The 16307-nt window shown below is 59.9% G+C and carries 16 protein-coding genes; 11 read left to right on the top strand and 5 right to left on the bottom strand.

Annotated elements, in window-relative coordinates; translation table 11 throughout:
• Positions 1-2 precede the first annotated feature (2 nt).
• Positions 3-974 (top strand): class 1b ribonucleoside-diphosphate reductase subunit beta, encoded by a 972-nt coding sequence (nrdF, locus tag FHU12_RS01775; RefSeq protein ID WP_025303987.1) that lies wholly within the window; start codon positions 3-5, stop codon positions 972-974.
• Between the two features lie 62 nt (positions 975-1036).
• Here the strand turns inward: nrdF and FHU12_RS01770 are convergent, their stop codons facing one another.
• From FHU12_RS01770 to FHU12_RS01760, 3 genes are all read right to left on the bottom strand, one after another.
• Positions 1037-1240 (bottom strand): DUF1289 domain-containing protein, encoded by a 204-nt coding sequence (locus FHU12_RS01770; protein ID WP_131165103.1) that lies wholly within the window; start codon positions 1238-1240, stop codon positions 1037-1039.
• A 64-nt stretch (positions 1241-1304) separates the two neighbouring features.
• Entirely contained in the window at positions 1305-2045 is a 741-nt protein-coding gene (locus FHU12_RS01765; protein WP_141967038.1) for an SDR family oxidoreductase, read from the bottom strand.
• A gap of 152 nt (positions 2046-2197) precedes the next feature.
• On the bottom strand, positions 2198-3142 hold the full coding sequence (locus tag FHU12_RS01760) for an MBL fold metallo-hydrolase (RefSeq protein ID WP_141967036.1): 945 nt from the start codon (positions 3140-3142) through the stop codon (positions 2198-2200).
• Between the two features lie 206 nt (positions 3143-3348).
• Between FHU12_RS01760 and FHU12_RS01755 the strand changes: the two genes are divergently transcribed.
• The gene (locus FHU12_RS01755) at positions 3349-4320 is read left to right on the top strand and encodes a patatin-like phospholipase family protein (protein WP_048234592.1); all 972 of its coding nucleotides are present in this window, start codon (positions 3349-3351) and stop codon (positions 4318-4320) included.
• A gap of 98 nt (positions 4321-4418) precedes the next feature.
• Here the strand turns inward: FHU12_RS01755 and FHU12_RS01750 are convergent, their stop codons facing one another.
• Entirely contained in the window at positions 4419-5774 is a 1356-nt protein-coding gene (locus tag FHU12_RS01750) for a 2-hydroxycarboxylate transporter family protein (protein WP_033635692.1), read from the bottom strand.
• A gap of 326 nt (positions 5775-6100) precedes the next feature.
• Between FHU12_RS01750 and FHU12_RS01745 the strand changes: the two genes are divergently transcribed.
• The 5 genes from FHU12_RS01745 (at position 6101) to proX (ending at position 12192) form a co-directional block, all read left to right on the top strand.
• Positions 6101-7693, top strand: coding sequence for an ATP-binding protein (locus FHU12_RS01745; protein ID WP_141967034.1), 1593 nt, complete (start codon positions 6101-6103; stop codon positions 7691-7693).
• A 32-nt stretch (positions 7694-7725) separates the two neighbouring features.
• Entirely contained in the window at positions 7726-8412 is a 687-nt protein-coding gene (locus tag FHU12_RS01740; RefSeq protein WP_025303996.1) for a response regulator, read from the top strand.
• Between the two features lie 406 nt (positions 8413-8818).
• Positions 8819-10021 (top strand): glycine betaine/L-proline ABC transporter ATP-binding protein ProV, encoded by a 1203-nt coding sequence (gene proV, locus FHU12_RS01735; protein WP_141967032.1) that lies wholly within the window; start codon positions 8819-8821, stop codon positions 10019-10021.
• Positions 10014-11120 carry a glycine betaine/L-proline ABC transporter permease ProW gene (gene proW, locus FHU12_RS01730; RefSeq protein ID WP_141967031.1) on the top strand — a complete coding sequence of 369 codons (1107 nt, stop codon included), beginning with the start codon at positions 10014-10016 and terminating at the stop codon, positions 11118-11120. The genes proV and proW overlap by 8 nt, the downstream gene beginning before the upstream one ends.
• 70 nt (positions 11121-11190) lie before the next feature.
• A complete protein-coding gene (proX, locus tag FHU12_RS01725; protein WP_141967029.1) occupies positions 11191-12192 on the top strand; it encodes a glycine betaine/L-proline ABC transporter substrate-binding protein ProX in 1002 nt (333 codons plus the stop codon).
• A gap of 29 nt (positions 12193-12221) precedes the next feature.
• Here proX and FHU12_RS01720 read toward each other — a convergent pair whose 3' ends face one another.
• Positions 12222-13100: a LysR family transcriptional regulator gene (locus tag FHU12_RS01720; RefSeq protein WP_016929849.1), complete on the bottom strand. Its 879-nt coding sequence runs from the start codon at positions 13098-13100 to the stop codon at positions 12222-12224.
• Between the two features lie 105 nt (positions 13101-13205).
• Here FHU12_RS01720 and FHU12_RS01715 point away from each other — a divergent pair, with 105 nt between their 5' ends.
• The 4 genes from FHU12_RS01715 to mprA all read left to right on the top strand — a co-directional run bounded on the left by FHU12_RS01715 (position 13206) and on the right by mprA (position 16291).
• Positions 13206-14405 (top strand): MFS transporter, encoded by a 1200-nt coding sequence (locus tag FHU12_RS01715; RefSeq protein ID WP_141967026.1) that lies wholly within the window; start codon positions 13206-13208, stop codon positions 14403-14405.
• 121 nt (positions 14406-14526) lie between these two features.
• Positions 14527-15273, top strand: a complete 747-nt coding sequence (locus tag FHU12_RS01710; protein ID WP_141967024.1) for an AzlC family ABC transporter permease — start codon at positions 14527-14529, stop codon at positions 15271-15273.
• Positions 15263-15610, top strand: a complete 348-nt coding sequence (gene ygaH / locus FHU12_RS01705) for an L-valine transporter subunit YgaH (protein WP_141967022.1) — start codon at positions 15263-15265, stop codon at positions 15608-15610. The genes FHU12_RS01710 and ygaH overlap by 11 nt, the downstream gene beginning before the upstream one ends.
• 162 nt (positions 15611-15772) lie before the next feature.
• On the top strand, positions 15773-16291 hold the full coding sequence (gene mprA / locus FHU12_RS01700; RefSeq protein WP_025160249.1) for a transcriptional repressor MprA: 519 nt from the start codon (positions 15773-15775) through the stop codon (positions 16289-16291).
• Positions 16292-16307: the final 16 nt, after the last annotated feature.

Here is a 16307-nt window from a genome sequence, read left to right as displayed (position 1 = left end):
TTATGACAACCCTAACATCGGCGCCGCTGGTGCGCGCCATCAACTGGAACATCATCGAAGACGACAAGGATCTGGAGGTGTGGAACCGCCTGACCTCCAACTTCTGGCTGCCGGAGAAGGTGCCGCTGTCCAACGATATCCCGTCCTGGGCCACGCTGACGCCGAAGGAGCAGCAGCTGACCATTCGGGTGTTTACCGGGCTGACGCTGCTGGACACCATCCAGAACACCGTCGGCGCGCCGGCCCTGATCGCCGATGCGCTGACGCCGCACGAAGAGGCGGTGTACTCCAACATCAGCTTTATGGAGGCGGTGCACGCCCGCTCTTACAGCTCAATCTTCTCCACCCTGTGCCAAACGCCGGACGTGGATGACGCCTATCGCTGGAGCGAGGAAAACCGCGCGCTGCAGAAGAAAGCCGGCATCATTCTGGCGCACTACCGCAGCGACGATCCGCTGCTGAAAAAGGTCGCCAGCGTGTTTCTCGAGTCGTTCCTGTTCTATTCGGGCTTTTATCTGCCGATGTACTGGTCCAGCCGCGCCAAGCTGACCAACACCGCCGATCTGATCCGCCTGATCATTCGCGACGAGGCGGTGCACGGCTACTATATCGGCTATAAGTTCCAGAAAGGGCTGGAGAAAGTGGACGCCGCACGGCGCCAGCAGGTGAAAAACTTTGCCTTCGACCTGATGCAGGATCTGTACGACAACGAGGTGCGTTACACCGAGGAGCTGTACGACGGCGTCGGCTGGACGGAAGACGTGAAGACCTTCCTGCACTACAACGCCAACAAAGCGCTGATGAACCTGGGGTATGAAGCGCTGTTCCCACCGGCGATGGCGGAGGTCAACCCGGCGATCCTGTCGGCGCTGTCGCCGAACGCCGATGAAAACCACGACTTCTTCTCCGGTTCAGGTTCGTCTTACGTCATCGGCAAGGCGGTCAACACCGAGGATGAGGACTGGGATTTCTGAGGACTGGCTGGCCGTATCAGGAAAAGGCTTTCGCGGGAGTGTGACGTGTCGTGCTCCCGCGACTATGTGTTTTGCTTGAAGTCCGCACGCAGCTCAAGCCGCCGCCAGATGGCGCGTTTCTCCGCGTCGCTGGCGGTCGGCCAGGCGGCGATCTCCGCCCGCGTGCGCCGGCATCCCCGGCACCGCTGGGTTTCGTCGTCGATGCGGCACAGGCTGACGCAGGGCGATCTGACGCCAGGATGGGATTGCTGAGTGTCGCCCGCCATAAACTGCCCTTGATGTGATGTGTACCGCCACAGGATACCCGATCCTGTGGCGGCGCGTCGTCAATCAGACGATGCCGCCGTTGGCGCGCAGGGTTTGTCCGTTGATCCAGCCGCCGTCAGCCCCGGCAAGGAACGCCACCGCCGCGGCGATATCTTCCGGCGTGCCCAGGCGCTCCAGCGGCGCCATCTTCGCCAGCCGCTCAATAAGCTCCGGGGTTTTACCGTCGAGGAACAAGCCGGTGGCGGTTGGCCCCGGCGCGACGGCGTTCACCGTGATATTGCGGCCGCGCAGTTCTTTCGCCAGCACGCTGGTCAGCGCCTCGATCGCCGCCTTACTGGCGGCATACATACCGTAACCCGGCTGCAGCAACCCCACCACGCTGGAAGAGAAGTTGATGATGCGGCCGTTGTCGCGCAGGCGCTTCGCCGCCTCGCGCATCGCATTGAAGCTGCCTTTCAGGTTGATATCGAGCAGGCGATCCACGTCTTCATCACGCATGTCCGCCACCGGCGCCAGCGCGATCACCCCGGCGTTATTGACCAGCACGTCGACGCCACCAAACGCCTGTTCGGCGCTGTCGAACAGCTGGGCGACCGCAGCCGCATCGCTGACGTCGGCCTTGATGCTCAAGGCGCGGCCGCCGCGCTGTTCTATCTTGCCCACCAGCTCATCGGCCGGCGCCGGGTTGCCCGAATAGTTGATGATGACGGCAAAGCCGTCGGCGGCCAGACGCTCAGCAATGGCGGCGCCGATACCGCGCGAGGCGCCAGTGACGATGGCGACGGAGTGAGTTTTCTGGTTCATCGGGAGCTCCTTAAAGAAAACGACAGGCATGACGTTAATCATGCACTCTTTATCACGGCGAATAAGCCCCGATTCTCTGGCATCATAATCCCAAATTATCGAACAATGCGTCTGGGCTCGTTCGATGGCCGCCCAACGGGCGGCCATCACTATTACAGCGTGCCGTAGTTCAACGGCACCCAGGTGTAACCATCGCCCTGGCGGTTCAAATACCCCAATCCCGGGAACGACAGGTGTGCGCCGCCGACCAGTTCGCTCTGCCGCGCGCTGTCGCCAAATATCCGCAGCCGTTGAGCGACCGCCGCCTTGGCGTCGCTGTCAAAGCTGATAGCCACCTTCGGATGCGGCAACTGCACCGCTGCCACGTGGATAAGATCCCCCAACAGCAACAGCTTCTTGCCCTGGCTGGTCACCTGATACACGCTGTGCCCCGGCGTATGGCCGTGGGCGGCGAAGGCGGCAATACCCGGCGACAGTTCACCGTCGCCGCTGAACGGCTTAAAGTGGCCCAGCGCCTGGTACGGCTTGATCACCGCCTGGGCCCGTTCGAAGTTGCTTTTACTGCCCGCGCTGGCCTGTTTCAGTTTGTCCGCGCTTAGCCAGAAGTCCGCGTCCTGACTGGCGGCGCGCACCACCGCATTGGGGAATACCGCCTTGCCGTCGTGCGTCAGGCCGCCGAGGTGGTCCGGGTGCATGTGGGTCAGGTAGATCTCATCCACCTGCTCCGGCTGGTAGCCCGCCGCACGCAGGTTATCCACCAGCTTGCCCAGGCCGTCGCCCAGCAGTTGGCCGGCGCCGCTGTCGATCATCACCAGCTTATCGCCGGTATTGATCAGATAGGCATTGACCGAGGTGACCACCGGCAGGCTTTGATGCCGCTCGGCCAACCCGGCGGCGATCTGCTGCGGCGTGGTGTTCAGCAACAGCTTGTCCGCCGGCAAACGAATGATGCCGTCGGACAACGCGGTCACTTCAAAATTGCCCAGCATGATGCGGTAAAATCCCGGCGTCGGGGTTTTGGCCTGCGGCGCGGCGGCCCCGGCCTGTAATGACATAACGGCCAGCGCCGCGCCCAGCAGACAACGTTTCCAGAACATGATGACTCCTTGCGAGAATTGAACAGCGCTAAGTATTGACGCAAAAAGCCCAATGCGCCTGTTTAATAAATGCCTTTGATAAATATATAAATAATATATTTATTATGAATAATTTTGTTTGCCGAGCCACACAATCCCAATCCATATTTTCTCGCTCGCCACTTGGTTATTTTTCTTACTCCCTAAACCACGAGTAAGGAAATATCATGAACTACCAATTCGAAAACCTGGTCTTTGAAGGCGGCGGCGTAAAAGGCATCGCCTATGGCGGCGCGCTGGAATTGCTGGAAGCCAAAGGCATCATGCCGCAGATCAAACAAACCTCCGGCGCCTCGGCGGGCGCCATTGCCGCGCTGCTGGTCGGCCTGGGCTGCAGCTCGGCAGACGTCACCAAAATCCTGTCGGCGATGGATTTTAAAAAATTCCTCGATTATAACGGCGGCTTTTTCGGTACGCTTCAGGACGCCTATCGCCTGTTCAATCAATACGGCATCGCACCCGGCGATTATTTCTATCAATGGTCGCGCGATATTATCAAGCAGTATACCGGCAAGCCGGATATTACCTTCGAGCAGTTCGAAGCGATGAAGGCGGCGAAAGGGTTCAAGTCGATTTACTTTATCGGCGCCAACCTCAACAGTGGCCAGCGCGAGGTCTATTCGCATCGCACTACGCCGCGCATGAAAGTGGCGGACGGCCTGCGCATTTCGATGTCGTTCCCCTTCGCCTTCGTGGCGAAGAACAATACCCTGGGCGACCTGTGCATCGACGGCGGCATGATCGACAACTACCCGGTGCGGCTGTTCGACTATGACTTCTCCGCCACGCCGCCTTACATCGACAGTTCCAGCCAGCGCATCAACACCCGCACACTGGGGCTTCGCCTGGACTCCGCCGGCGAAATCGCCCAGGCCGCCGGGCAGGCCGGCCCGCGCACGCCGGTCAACAACCTGTTTGATTTCACCCTGGCGGTGGCCAACGTGATGCTGGACATCCAAACCAAGGTGCATCTGGACAGCGACGACTGGAAGCGCACCGTGTATGTCGATACGCTCGACGTCGGCACGCTGGAGTTCGGCATCAGCGAGGAGAAGAAACGCGCGCTGATCGAATCCGGCCGCCGCGGCGTAGAGCGCTACTTCGCCTGGTACGACGCCGCCATGAAACAGGCCGCGTAACCGGTATTATCCCTGCCCGCGCGTACGGCCGGCGCGCGGGCAAAAAAAATCCCCGCGGGGGCGGGGAAAGGCAAAGTAACGCTAAGGATTTATAGGAGTTATACGAAGAACTTGGCTAATACCAGCAGCGACAGCGAGACGTTGATAGCGCCCCCGATACGCGTCGCGATCTGGGCGAACGGCATCAGCGACATGCGGTTGCCGGCGGTGAGGATCGCGACGTCGCCGGTGCCGCCCTGCCCGCTTTGGCAGCAGGAGACAATCGCCACGTCGATAGGGTGCATGCCGATTTTCTTGCCGACGAAGAAACCGGTCGCCACCAGCGCGCTGACGGTTGTGACGATCACGATCAGATTCTGTACGGTGAACGCGTCCACCAGCTCCTGCCACGGCGTGATGGCCACCCCGACCGCGAACAGGATCGGATAAGTCACGGCGGTGCGGAAGAATTTGTACACCACCTGCGAGCCTTCCTGAATGCGCGGCGACACCCCGTGCGCCAGCTTCACCGCTACGGCGGCGAACAGCATGCCCACCGGCGCCGGCAGACCGATCAGGCGGTGCAGCAGCATGCCTACCATATACAGCAGGATGGCCAGCAGCGCGCCGCAGGCGATGGTGCTGACGTCCACCTTGCCGCTGATTTTTTCCACCGCGTTCATGTCGCTGTCGCCCTGCTTGCTCGGCATCAGGCTGCCTTCGCCGGTCAGGTGCGGATAACGCTTGCCCAATTGGTTGAGCAGGCCGGCGATGACGATGGCGGTCAGGCTGCCGAGCATCACGATCGGCAGAATGCGCCCCAACGCCACGCCCTGCTCCATGTGCAGGATCGCCGCGTAGCCCATCGACAGCGGGATCGCCCCTTCACCCACGCCGCCGGCCATGATCGGCAGGATCAGGAAGAAGAAGATCTGGAACGGCTCCAGGCCCAGCGCCATGCCGACGCCCATCCCCACCAGCATGCCGACGATCTCGCCGCATAGCATCGGAATGAAGATGCGCAGGAAGCCCTGGATCAGCACCTGGCGGTTCATGCTCATGATGCTGCCGACGATAATGCAGCAGATGTAGAGATAAAGAATGTTGGTCGATTTGTAGAACTTGGTGGTCGACTCCACCACCACGTCCGGCAGCAGGCCATAGTGCACCAGCGCGGAAGGAATGAAGGTGGCGCAGATCGCCGCCGCGCCCATTTTGCCGATCAGCGGCAGGCGCTTGCCGAATTCGCCGCAGGCGAAACCGAAGAACGCCAGGGTAGCCACCATCACCACGATATCGCTCGGCAATTTGCCTTCCAGGCAGTCGAGCAGAATCAATACGCCGGCCAGAATAAAGAACGGTAACGGAATAATCCCTACTTTATAATTGTCCAGTATCCGCCACCATTTCTCACGCAGAGGAATATCGGCGGCCTTGTCTTTGGCTACGAGGTAAGAATCATCTGTTGTGCTCATAATCTGGCCTCTTATTAGTTTGTTCAGCCATCATAGAGAAGCGCACAGATTATCTGCTGTGATTATGTTCAAAGTTAAAAAGGGTTTTTAATGGTGGTTATGGTTTCTATGGGGTTAATTAAGATTATGTAAAAACCGGCGTGGTTTTAATGGTGTTAATACCGCTTTTATTTTAAAGCTTATCAACTTTATCGCAGGCGAACAATTCTCGTCCGGTTCACTCTAATCCCGTGTGAGGGATCACAAGTTGATCGGGCGCAATATTACAGACCCCGCTTCTCGTGATAGGGTAAGGTTTCAGGATCTCTTTACGGTGAAGCACCGCCATGCGCCTCAAACTTTCATTTCAAATCAAGCTGTTTCTGTGCCTGGTGGCCTTCTCCTGCCTGTTGCTGACCTGCATCGGCGCCTATACCTATTACCAGTTGGATGCGCAGCTGCACCGCGATCTTGGTGCCCGCGCCCAGGTGCAGGCGCGGGAAATCGCCCTCATCCCTTCGCTGGTGGACGCGGTCGAAAACAACGATGCCGCCAGAATTGCCGCGCTGATGAAAAAAATCCGCGCCAGCAGCGACGCCAGCTATATTGTCATCGGCGATAATCATGCCCGCCATCTTTATCATTCCGAATACGAAGGCCGCTTGGGCACGCCGATGATCGGCGGCGATAATAAAGAGGTGCTGGAAGGAAAAAGCATTATTTCCATTCGCAAGGGCGGCATCGGTGTTTCATTGCGCAGCAAGGCGCCGATCCTGGATGAAAATAATCGCGTGATCGGCATCGTTTCCGTCGGCTACTTGAAATCGCACATCGATAATTTAAATGCCAGGACGTTGACGCAAATTATCGGCTCCATCGTCCTGCTGCTGATCGCCCTGTTCGTGTTTTCCTGGCTGCTGTCGAAAAACCTCAAACGCCAGATGTTCTGGCTGGAGCCGAAAGAGATCGCGCTATTGGTGCGCCAGCAAAAAGCGCTGCTGGAAGCCATCTATGAAGGGGTGATCGCCATCGATCCGCAGCTGCGGATCATCACCATCAACCATGCGGCGCGCGAGCTGCTGGATCTGCACCAGCCCGCCGCCGGCTTGCTGGGCCGGCCGATCGGCGACGTGATCCAGGCGCAGCCGAACTTCTTCGCCGCCGCGCAGCTGGGCCAGGATACGCATGACGAGGTGTGCCGCTTCAACCACGTGCGGGTGATCGCCAGCCGGGTGCGCATCATGCAGGAACAGGAGCTGCAAGGCTGGGTGATCAGCTTCCGCGACAAGAACGATATCAATACCCTGAGCAGCCAGCTCAGCCAGGTGAAACGCTATGCCGACAACCTGCGTATCATGCGCCACGAGCAGCTGAACTGGACCGCCACGCTGGCCGGGCTGCTGCATATGCAGCGCTACGACGAGGCCATCCGCTACGTGGAGGCCCAGTCGGAGGGCGCGCAGGAGATCCTCGATTTCATCTCGCAGCGCTTCAGTTCGGCGGCGCTGTGCGGCCTGCTGCTGGGCAAATACTCCAGCGCCAGAGAAAAAGGCATTGAGCTGCGCTTCGATCCGGCCTGCCAGCTGCGGCAGATCCCGGCGGCGCTGAATGAGACCGAACTGATGTCGATCGTCGGCAACCTGCTGGATAATGCGGTGGAGGCGACGCTGCACTACCCGGCCCCGCACGAAGCGATCGAGCTTTATATCAGCGACGGCAGCGACGAGCTGGTGATCGAGGTGGCGGATCGCGGCACCGGCATCGCCGAGGAGATTCGTGATACGCTGTTTGAACAGGGCGTCACCACCAAAGCGGATAAAAGCGACCACGGCATCGGCCTGCATCTGGTCGCCAGCCACGTGGCGCAGGCGCACGGCAGCATAGAAGTGTCGGACAACGAGCCGCACGGCGCGATATTCTCTATATTTATCCCTAAATAAAACCCATAACCCGATTTTTTGAGCACCCGATTATGTCACACCAAGCACTGGACGTTCTGATCGTGGAAGACGAGCCGCAACTGGCGACGCTGCACGCGGAGTTCATCGAGAAAAATTTCAACCTGCGGGTGGTGGCTTACGCCGCCACGCTGGCCGAAGCGCGGGCCAAAGCCAACGCGCATCAGCCACGGCTGATCCTGCTGGATAACTTCCTGCCGGACGGCCAGGGCATCGAGCTGATGGAAGAACCGGCGGTGAAGAACCCCGCCTGTTCGGTGATCTTCATCACCGCCGCCAGCGACATGCATACCTGCAGCCAGGCGATCCGCAACGGCGCCTTCGATTACATCATCAAGCCGGTGTCCTACAAGCGGCTGCGCAATTCGCTCGAGCGCTTCATGCAGTTCGTGCAGACCCAGCGCACCTTCAAGATCATCGATCAGGACAACGTCGATGCGCTGTATAACCTGCAGTCGAAGCAGTTTTCCAGCGAGCCGAGCGCCAAGGGTATCGAAACCAACACCCTCGAGCTGGTGCAGGCGCTGTTTATCGCCCAGCCGACGGTGGCGCATGCGGTGGAAGACGTGGTTGAACAGGTCGGCATCAGCAAGACCACCGCCCGCCGTTATCTGGAATATTGCGTCGCCACCCAGTTCGTGCGGGTAGAGATGTTGTACGGCAATATCGGCCATCCGCGCAGGCTGTATCGCAAAGCCTGAGGCTGCCATCTGGCTGTCATATTACGGCGATAATATAACGCCCGACGATATCCCCTCGATATCGGCACCTGTCGTTAAAACTGATGAAATACTGATGACTTTTACCCGGCCTCTGGTCGGGTTTTTTATTATCCGAACGGCAGATGCAGAGTCGAAATATCCCACTGCTTTATGCCACATTATTTTCACCGAAAACCCACTCATGACGGCGAATAACGGTCGTCAATTTTGAGTCACGGGCCAAATTACCATAACCAATTAAAACCTTGATGTAAACCACTAATATCCCATTTAAACGACATTCAGGGTTGTCTCAGATATTCACTGTGTTAGGGTAAAAAGCTCTTTTATTTTGCTAAGGACAGCTCATATCGCGTTAATTAAACCAGAGGAAACAGCAAATTGCATGGCAATTAAACTCGAAGTAAAGAACCTGTATAAGATATTTGGCGAACACCCGGAACGCGCATTCAAACTGCTGGATAAAGGCCTGACAAAAGATCGGCTGTTTGAAAAAACCGGCTTATCGCTCGGCGTAAAAGACGCCACTCTGGCCATTGAAGAAGGCGAGATATTTGTCATCATGGGGCTCTCCGGTTCCGGCAAGTCCACCCTGGTACGCCTTCTCAATCGTCTGATAGAACCCACTCGCGGTCAGGTTCTGATCGACGGTGAGGACATCGCCAAAATATCCGACGCCGCGCTGCGCACCGTGCGGCGAAATAAGATCAGCATGGTATTTCAGTCATTCGCGCTAATGCCGCACATGAATGTCCTGAATAATACCGCTTTCGGTATGGAATTAGCCGGCATACCGCTGCAGGAGCGCCAGGAAAAAGCGCTGGATGCCCTGCGTCAGGTCGGACTGGAGAATTACGCGCTGTCTTATCCGGATGAATTATCCGGCGGCATGCGTCAGCGCGTAGGATTAGCCCGCGCGATGGCCAACGATCCGGATATATTATTGATGGACGAAGCCTTCTCGGCGCTCGATCCGTTAATTCGCACCGAAATGCAGGATGAGCTGGTGAAATTACAGGCCCAGCATCAGCGCACCATCGTATTTATTTCCCACGATCTGGATGAGGCGATGCGCATCGGCGATCGCATTGCCATCATGCAGGGCGGTGAAGTGATCCAGGTCGGCACGCCGGACGAAATCCTGAACAACCCGGCCAATGACTATGTGCGCACCTTCTTCCGCGGCGTGGACATCAGCCATGTGTTCAGCGCCAAGGATATCGCCCAACGGCGCCCGGTAACGCTGATCCGCAAAACCCCCGGTTTTGGCCCCCGATCGGCGCTGCAGCTGCTGCGCGATGAGGACCGTGATTATGGTTATGTGGTTGAACGCGGGAAGAAATTTATCGGCGTGGTGTCGATAGAGTCGCTGAAAAAGGCGCTGTCCGCCAATCAAACGCTGGACGATGCCCTGCTCGAGGCCCCCGCCGCCGTGCCGGCCGACACGCCGCTCAGCGATCTGATCTCCCTGGTCGCCCAGGCTCCGTGCGCGGTGCCGGTGGTATGCGAAGAACATAACTATCTCGGCATCATCTCCAAGGCCATGCTGCTGCAGGCGTTGGACAAGGAGGGCTCCGCCAATGAGTGATACCACGCAAACCCAAGATCCCTGGGCTACCGCACCGGCCGATACCGGCGCCGCACCCGCTCACGATGCCGCCGCCAACGCCGGCGACGCCTGGTCCAGCGCGCCGCCGCCGGCCGCCCATGACGCCGCCGCGTCAGGCGCCGATTGGCTCAGCAGTGCCCCGGCACAGCCGGAGCACTTCAGCCTGCTCGATCCGTTCCACAAAGCCTGGGTGCCGTTCGATACCTGGGTCACGCAAGGCATCGACTGGCTGGTGCTGCACTTCCGCCCGCTGTTCCAGGGCATCCGCGTGCCGGTCGACATGATCCTGAGCGGTTTCCAGCAATTGCTGCTGGGCATGCCGGCCCCGATCGCCATTTTGGTGTTCTCGCTGCTCGCCTGGCAGGTCTCGGGCCTCGGCATGGGCGCCGCGACGCTGCTCTCCCTGGTCGCCATCGGCGCCATCGGTGCCTGGTCGCAGGCCATGGTCACGCTGGCGCTGGTGCTGACCGCGCTGTTCTTCTGCATCCTTATCGGCCTGCCGCTCGGCATCTGGCTGGCGCGCAGCAAACACGCCGCCAAGGTGATAAGGCCGCTGCTCGACGCGATGCAAACCACCCCGGCCTTCGTCTATCTGGTGCCGATCGTCATGCTGTTCGGCATCGGCAACGTGCCGGGCGTGGTGGTGACCATTATCTTCGCGCTGCCGCCGATCGTGCGCCTGACCATTCTGGGCATCAAGCAGGTGCCAGAAGATCTGATCGAGGCCGCCGAATCCTTCGGCGCCAGCCCGCGCCAGCTGTTGTTCAAGGTGCAGCTGCCGCTGGCGATGCCGACCATCATGGCCGGCGTGAACCAGACGCTGATGTTGGCGCTGTCGATGGTCGTCATTGCCTCGATGATCGCCGTCGGCGGTCTGGGGCAGATGGTGCTGCGCGGCATCGGCCGGCTGGACATGGGCCTGGCCGCCGTCGGCGGGGTCGGCATCGTGATCCTGGCGATCATTCTCGATCGCCTCACCCAATCGCTGGGGCGCGATCGCCGCAGCAAGGGCATCGGCCGCTGGTATCGCCGCGGCCCCATCGGGTTGCTGACTCGCCCGTTCATCAAACAAGCCTGACGCTTTTCCCGCCGGCGGCTGCGGCCCCGGCGGGCTATGACACCACCACATCGAAAAAAGGGGAAACACTATGCGCACTACGGGCATCTGGGCTCTCGCCCTGACGACGCTGATTGGCTCACAGAGCGTGAGCGCAGCAGATTTACCCGGCAAGGGGATCACGGTTCAGCCGGTGCAAAGCACCATTTCCGAAGAGACTTTCCAGACGCTGCTGGTCAGCAAGGCGCTGGAGAAATTGGGTTACGACGTGAAGGAACCGCGTGAAGTGGATTACAACGTTGCCTACACCTCGATCGCCTCCGGCGACGCGACCTTTATCGCGGTCAACTGGGACCCGCTGCACGCCGATCAGTACAAGGCCGCCGGCGGCGACGCCAAGTTCTACCGCGAAGGCGTCTACGTCAACGGCGCCGCGCAGGGTTACCTGATCGACAAGAAAACCGCCGAGCAGTATCACATCACCAACGTCGAGCAGCTCAAGGATCCCAAGATCGCCAAGCTGTTCGACACCAACGGCGACGGCAAGGCCGATCTGACTGGCTGCACCCCGGGTTGGGGCTGCGAAGCGGTGATCAACCACCACATCAAGGCCTATGGCCTGAGCAATACCGTCGAGCACAACCAGGGCAACTACGCGGCGATGATCGCCGACACCATCACCCGCTACAAAGAGGGCAAACCGGTGCTGTATTACACCTGGACACCGTACTGGGTCAGCGATGTGATGGTGCCGGGCCGCGACGTGGTCTGGCTGCAGGTGCCATTCTCTTCGCTGCCGGGCGAGCAGAAGAACGTCGACACCAAGCTGCCTAACGGCGCCAACTACGGCTTCCCGGTCAACACCATGCGCATCACCGCCAACAAGCAGTGGGCCGAAGCCAATCCGGCGGCCGCCAAGCTGTTCGCCATCATGAAGCTGCCGATCGCCGACATCAACGCGCAAAACCTGCGCATGCATGAAGGCCAGGCTTCGGAAGCCGATATCCAGAACCACGTTAACGGCTGGATCAAGGCGCACCAGGCGACCTTCGACGGCTGGGTGAAAACCGCCGCCGAAGCGGCGAAGTCGTAATCGTTCGGGGCGCCGCCTTTGCCGCGCCCCTACCCCGCCATATCGATGCCGCTGAACTGTAAAAAACGTGCGGCGGCATTCGACAAGGGCTGCGGCCAGATGCAGTACACCTGGCGCCGCGGCCCGTCTTCAATCGGAATCGACACCAGCGCGCTTAAGCGTTGCGCGGTCGAAACAGGTACGATACCCGCCGCCAATCCGCGCCGCACCAGATTCTCCAGCCATTCGATATGATCGATTTCAAAACTGACGTGCCGGCGGATACCCGCCGCCTGGAAGGCGCGATCGGTTTGGCGTCGCGCACCGGTGCCGCTGTAGAAATCCACCAGCGGCACTTCCGCCAGCGCCTGCAGGTTAACCCGCTCGCGGTTGGCCAGCGGGTGCTGCGGCGCCACCAGCGCCACCAGTGGCTCATCGGTCAACTGCCGGTGCGACATCGGCAGCAGATCGACATCGCCGGGCCAGATGCCGACGAACGCCATATCGCACTTCTGCTGACGCACATCCTCCAGCAGGGCTTCGCTCATGCCAACGTACAGGCGGATGTTCACCGCCGGATAGTGGCGATGAAACTTGTCGAGCTTTTCGGTCAGATCAATCGCGTTTATGGTTGAAATCGTGCCGATGGTCAGGGTGCCGGACACCGCATCGCCGGCGGCGGTCACCTCTTCCACCAGCGCCTGCTGCGCCGCCAACAGGCGCTGCGCCGACGGAATGAAAGCCTGGCCGGCGGGGGTCAACCGCACCCGGCGCGAGGTGCGCTCAAACAGCGTACAGCCCAGCTCTTCTTCCAGTTTGGCGATCTGGTGGCTGAGCGCCGACTGCACCGTATGGCAACGCTGCGCCGCCCGGGTGAAACTCTGTTCTTCCGCCACCGCCAGCGCATAGCGGATCTGTTTCAGGTTCATGGCATCTATCTTGAAATGAGATAAATCAAATGAAAATTATACATTGGTTTCCGCAGACGCGTTGCCGGATACTGCGCGCTATCTTCTTCCCGTGATGAAAAAAACATGAACCAACAAAACGCCCATCCGGGCCTCAGTCCGGCGCTGACCGTGCTGATTGCCATCGCAACCGGTCTGGCGGTCGCCAGCAACTATTACGCGCAACCGCTGCTGGAAACCATCGCCACCGGTTTCAACCTGTCGGTCAACCAGGCCGGCTTTATCGTCACCGCCGCGCAGCTCGGTTACGCCACCGGCCTGCTGCTGCTGGTGCCGCTCGGCGACATGTTCGAACGCCGCGGCCTGATCGTTTTCATGACGCTGCTGGCCGCCGGAGGCATGCTGATCACCGCCACTTCCGCCACGCTGCCGATGATGATCCTCGGCACCGCGCTCACCGGGCTGTTCTCGGTGGTGGCGCAGATCCTGGTGCCGCTGGCCGCCACGCTGGCCCACCCGGAAAAGCGCGGCAAGACCGTCGGCATCATTATGAGTGGCCTGCTGCTCGGCATCCTGCTGGCGCGAACCGTCGCGGGCGCGCTGGCATCGTTCGGCGGCTGGCGCACCATCTACTGGGTCGCCAGCGTGCTGATGATCCTGATGGCGCTGATCCTGTGGCGCGCACTGCCGCGCTATAAGCAACACTCCGGGCTGAACTATCCGCAGCTGCTGGCCTCGATTTTCAGCCTGTTCTGCCGCACGCCGCTGCTGCGCACCCGCGCCATCCTCGGGGCCCTGTCGTTCGCCAACTTCAGCGTGCTCTGGACCTCAATGGCCTTCCTGCTCGCCGCGCCGCCATTCAACTATTCCGAGGGGGTGATCGGGCTGTTCGGCCTGGTGGGCGCCGCCGGTGCGCTGGCCGCTTCGCGCGCCGGTCATCTGGCGGACAAAGGCAAGGCCGGGTTGACCACCACCGTCGGCCTGGTGCTGCTGCTGCTGTCCTGGATCCCTATCGCATTGGCCAAACAATCGCTGTGGGCGCTGATCGCCGGCATTCTGATCCTCGATCTGGCGGTGCAGGCGGTGCACGTCACCAACCAGAGCGTGATGTACCGCATCATGCCGGACGCGCGCAACCGCCTGACCGCCGGCTACATGACCAGCTACTTTATCGGCGGCGCCCTCGGTTCACTGCTCTCCGCCTCGGCCTATCAGCATGCCGGCTGGTACGGCGTGGCCACCGCCGGCGGGGTGCTATGCCTGCTCAACCTGCTGACCTGGTGGCTCGGCAAGCACCACGATCCGCAGGGGCCGGCGACAATCTGATTATCGTGCAAATAGTAACTTAAGAAATTTATTAGCGGTGCAGGGTATAAACATTACTTACTCTCTGGTAATGTTCTGGGCATAAACTATTGAAGTCCTATCTACCCTGCGACCCACAACCATGCAAAGCCAAGCTGCAGACAGCCTCAATCCGCCCGCCGTCAGCGCCACCTTCGCCAACGGCGTCGTCGACAGTTTGCCGATCGTCATCGGGTATGTCCCGGTGGCGTTCGCCTTCGGCCTCAGCGCCGTCAAGCTGGGCTTTTCCCCGCTGGAAAGCATTTTCTTCTCCTGCATCATCTACGCCGGCGCCAGCCAATTCGTGATCACCGCCCTGCTGAGTGCTGGCATGTCGCTGTGGGTCTCCGCGCTGACGGTGATGGCGATGGACGTGCGCCACCTGCTGTACGGCCCGGCGCTGCGTCACCGTATCGTCTCGCGCATGTCGCCCGGCAAAACGGCGATATGGGCCTTTGGCCTGACCGATGAGGTCTTCGCCGCCGCGACCGCCAAGCTGATGCGCAATAACCGCAGCTGGAGCGAAAACTGGATGCTGGGCATCGCGCTCTGTTCCTGGCTTTCCTGGGTAGCCGGCACCGCGCTCGGCGCGCTGTTCGGCAACGGCCCGCTGGAGCAGTTCCCGGTGATCGAGGCCTCGCTGGCCTTCATGCTGCCGGCGCTGTTTCTCAGCTTCCTGTTGGCCGCCTTCCGGCGTCCGCAGAGCCTGACCATTGCTGCCTCATTGGCCGGCGCGCTGCTCGGTGTGGTGCTGTTCTCCATCCCGGCCGCCATTTTGGCCGGCATCGGCGCCGGTTGCGTCGCCGCCCTGTTCCAGCCCGCGCCTGCGGAGGCCAACCATGAACACTGATGTGCTGGTGATCGGTCTGGTGGTGGGGTGCGCCAATTACCTGTTCCGTTATCTGCCGCTGCGGCTGGCGCCGGCGCGCGCCCAGCCCGGCCTCAAACGCGGTAGAGCCGCCCTATTGCTCGACAGCATCGGCATCGCCTCGATCTGCGCCCTGCTGGTGGTCTCCAGCACGCCGGTGGTGATGCGCGAACCGGATAAGCTGCTGCCCACGTTGGCAGGCTTCGCCGCGCTGGCGCTGTGCTTCTACCGCAGCAAAAGCATCATTCTGTCGACGCTGCTCGGCGCGGCAGCCTTTGGCATCACATTAAAGCTGTTAATGCTTTTCGGTCCGGGCTGACGCCGCTCCCGATCGTTTGGCTTCACTTCGGCGTTTTTATGCGCCACATCTTTACAAACACTGACAAATGACACGAATTGCTAAATTATCCACACGGCTGAACATTTACATTATTAGTCACCGTCGTTACTATCTCGAACGAAATTAATGAGGCCCTAAATTATGGAAAGCTCGTTTGCCCCCATAGAACAAATGCTGAATTTCCGCGCCACCCGGCAGAAAGATTTCCCGTATCAGGAAATCCTGCTGACCCGCCTGTGCATGCACATGCAAGGCAAGCTGCTGGAAAACCGCAACAAGATGCTGAAGGCGCAGGGGATTAACGAAACACTGTTTATGGCGCTGATCACCCTGGATGCGCAGGAAAGCCACAGCATCCAACCTTCTGAGCTAAGCTCTGCCTTAGGCTCCTCGCGCACCAATGCAACCCGCATCGCCGACGAGCTGGAGAAACGCGGTTGGATCGAGCGCCGGGAAAGCGACAACGATCGCCGCTGCCTGCATCTGCATCTGACGCCGCAGGGGGAAGAATTTCTCAGTCAACTGCTGCCGCCGCAGCACCAATGTCTGCATTTCCTGTGGTCCACGCTGACCGACGATGAGCAAAAACAGCTGGAACAGCTGACGCGCAAATTGCTGGCACGTCTGGATCAAATGGAAATCACAGAACAGTTATCCTAATTCACAATTTCTGTTC

This window comes from Serratia marcescens (genome assembly GCF_006715005.1).
Lineage (GTDB): Bacteria > Pseudomonadota > Gammaproteobacteria > Enterobacterales > Enterobacteriaceae > Serratia > Serratia montpellierensis.
This window is presented reverse-complemented; position numbering and strand designations above follow the sequence as displayed.

Coding starts and splice junctions, on each gene's coding strand:
- FHU12_RS01710 (WP_141967024.1), top strand. CDS start 14,527: ATGCAAAGCCAAGCTGCAGACAGCCTCAATCCGCCCGCCGTCAGCGCC.
- FHU12_RS01720 (WP_016929849.1), bottom strand. CDS start 13,100: ATGAACCTGAAACAGATCCGCTATGCGCTGGCGGTGGCGGAAGAACAG.
- FHU12_RS01760 (WP_141967036.1), bottom strand. CDS start 3,142: ATGTTCTGGAAACGTTGTCTGCTGGGCGCGGCGCTGGCCGTTATGTCA.
- FHU12_RS01715 (WP_141967026.1), top strand. CDS start 13,206: ATGAACCAACAAAACGCCCATCCGGGCCTCAGTCCGGCGCTGACCGTG.
- FHU12_RS01770 (WP_131165103.1), bottom strand. CDS start 1,240: ATGGCGGGCGACACTCAGCAATCCCATCCTGGCGTCAGATCGCCCTGC.
- FHU12_RS01765 (WP_141967038.1), bottom strand. CDS start 2,045: ATGAACCAGAAAACTCACTCCGTCGCCATCGTCACTGGCGCCTCGCGC.
- nrdF (WP_025303987.1), top strand. CDS start 3: ATGACAACCCTAACATCGGCGCCGCTGGTGCGCGCCATCAACTGGAAC.
- ygaH (WP_141967022.1), top strand. CDS start 15,263: ATGAACACTGATGTGCTGGTGATCGGTCTGGTGGTGGGGTGCGCCAAT.
- proV (WP_141967032.1), top strand. CDS start 8,819: ATGGCAATTAAACTCGAAGTAAAGAACCTGTATAAGATATTTGGCGAA.
- FHU12_RS01740 (WP_025303996.1), top strand. CDS start 7,726: ATGTCACACCAAGCACTGGACGTTCTGATCGTGGAAGACGAGCCGCAA.
- FHU12_RS01745 (WP_141967034.1), top strand. CDS start 6,101: ATGCGCCTCAAACTTTCATTTCAAATCAAGCTGTTTCTGTGCCTGGTG.
- mprA (WP_025160249.1), top strand. CDS start 15,773: ATGGAAAGCTCGTTTGCCCCCATAGAACAAATGCTGAATTTCCGCGCC.
- FHU12_RS01750 (WP_033635692.1), bottom strand. CDS start 5,774: ATGAGCACAACAGATGATTCTTACCTCGTAGCCAAAGACAAGGCCGCC.
- proX (WP_141967029.1), top strand. CDS start 11,191: ATGCGCACTACGGGCATCTGGGCTCTCGCCCTGACGACGCTGATTGGC.
- proW (WP_141967031.1), top strand. CDS start 10,014: ATGAGTGATACCACGCAAACCCAAGATCCCTGGGCTACCGCACCGGCC.
- FHU12_RS01755 (WP_048234592.1), top strand. CDS start 3,349: ATGAACTACCAATTCGAAAACCTGGTCTTTGAAGGCGGCGGCGTAAAA.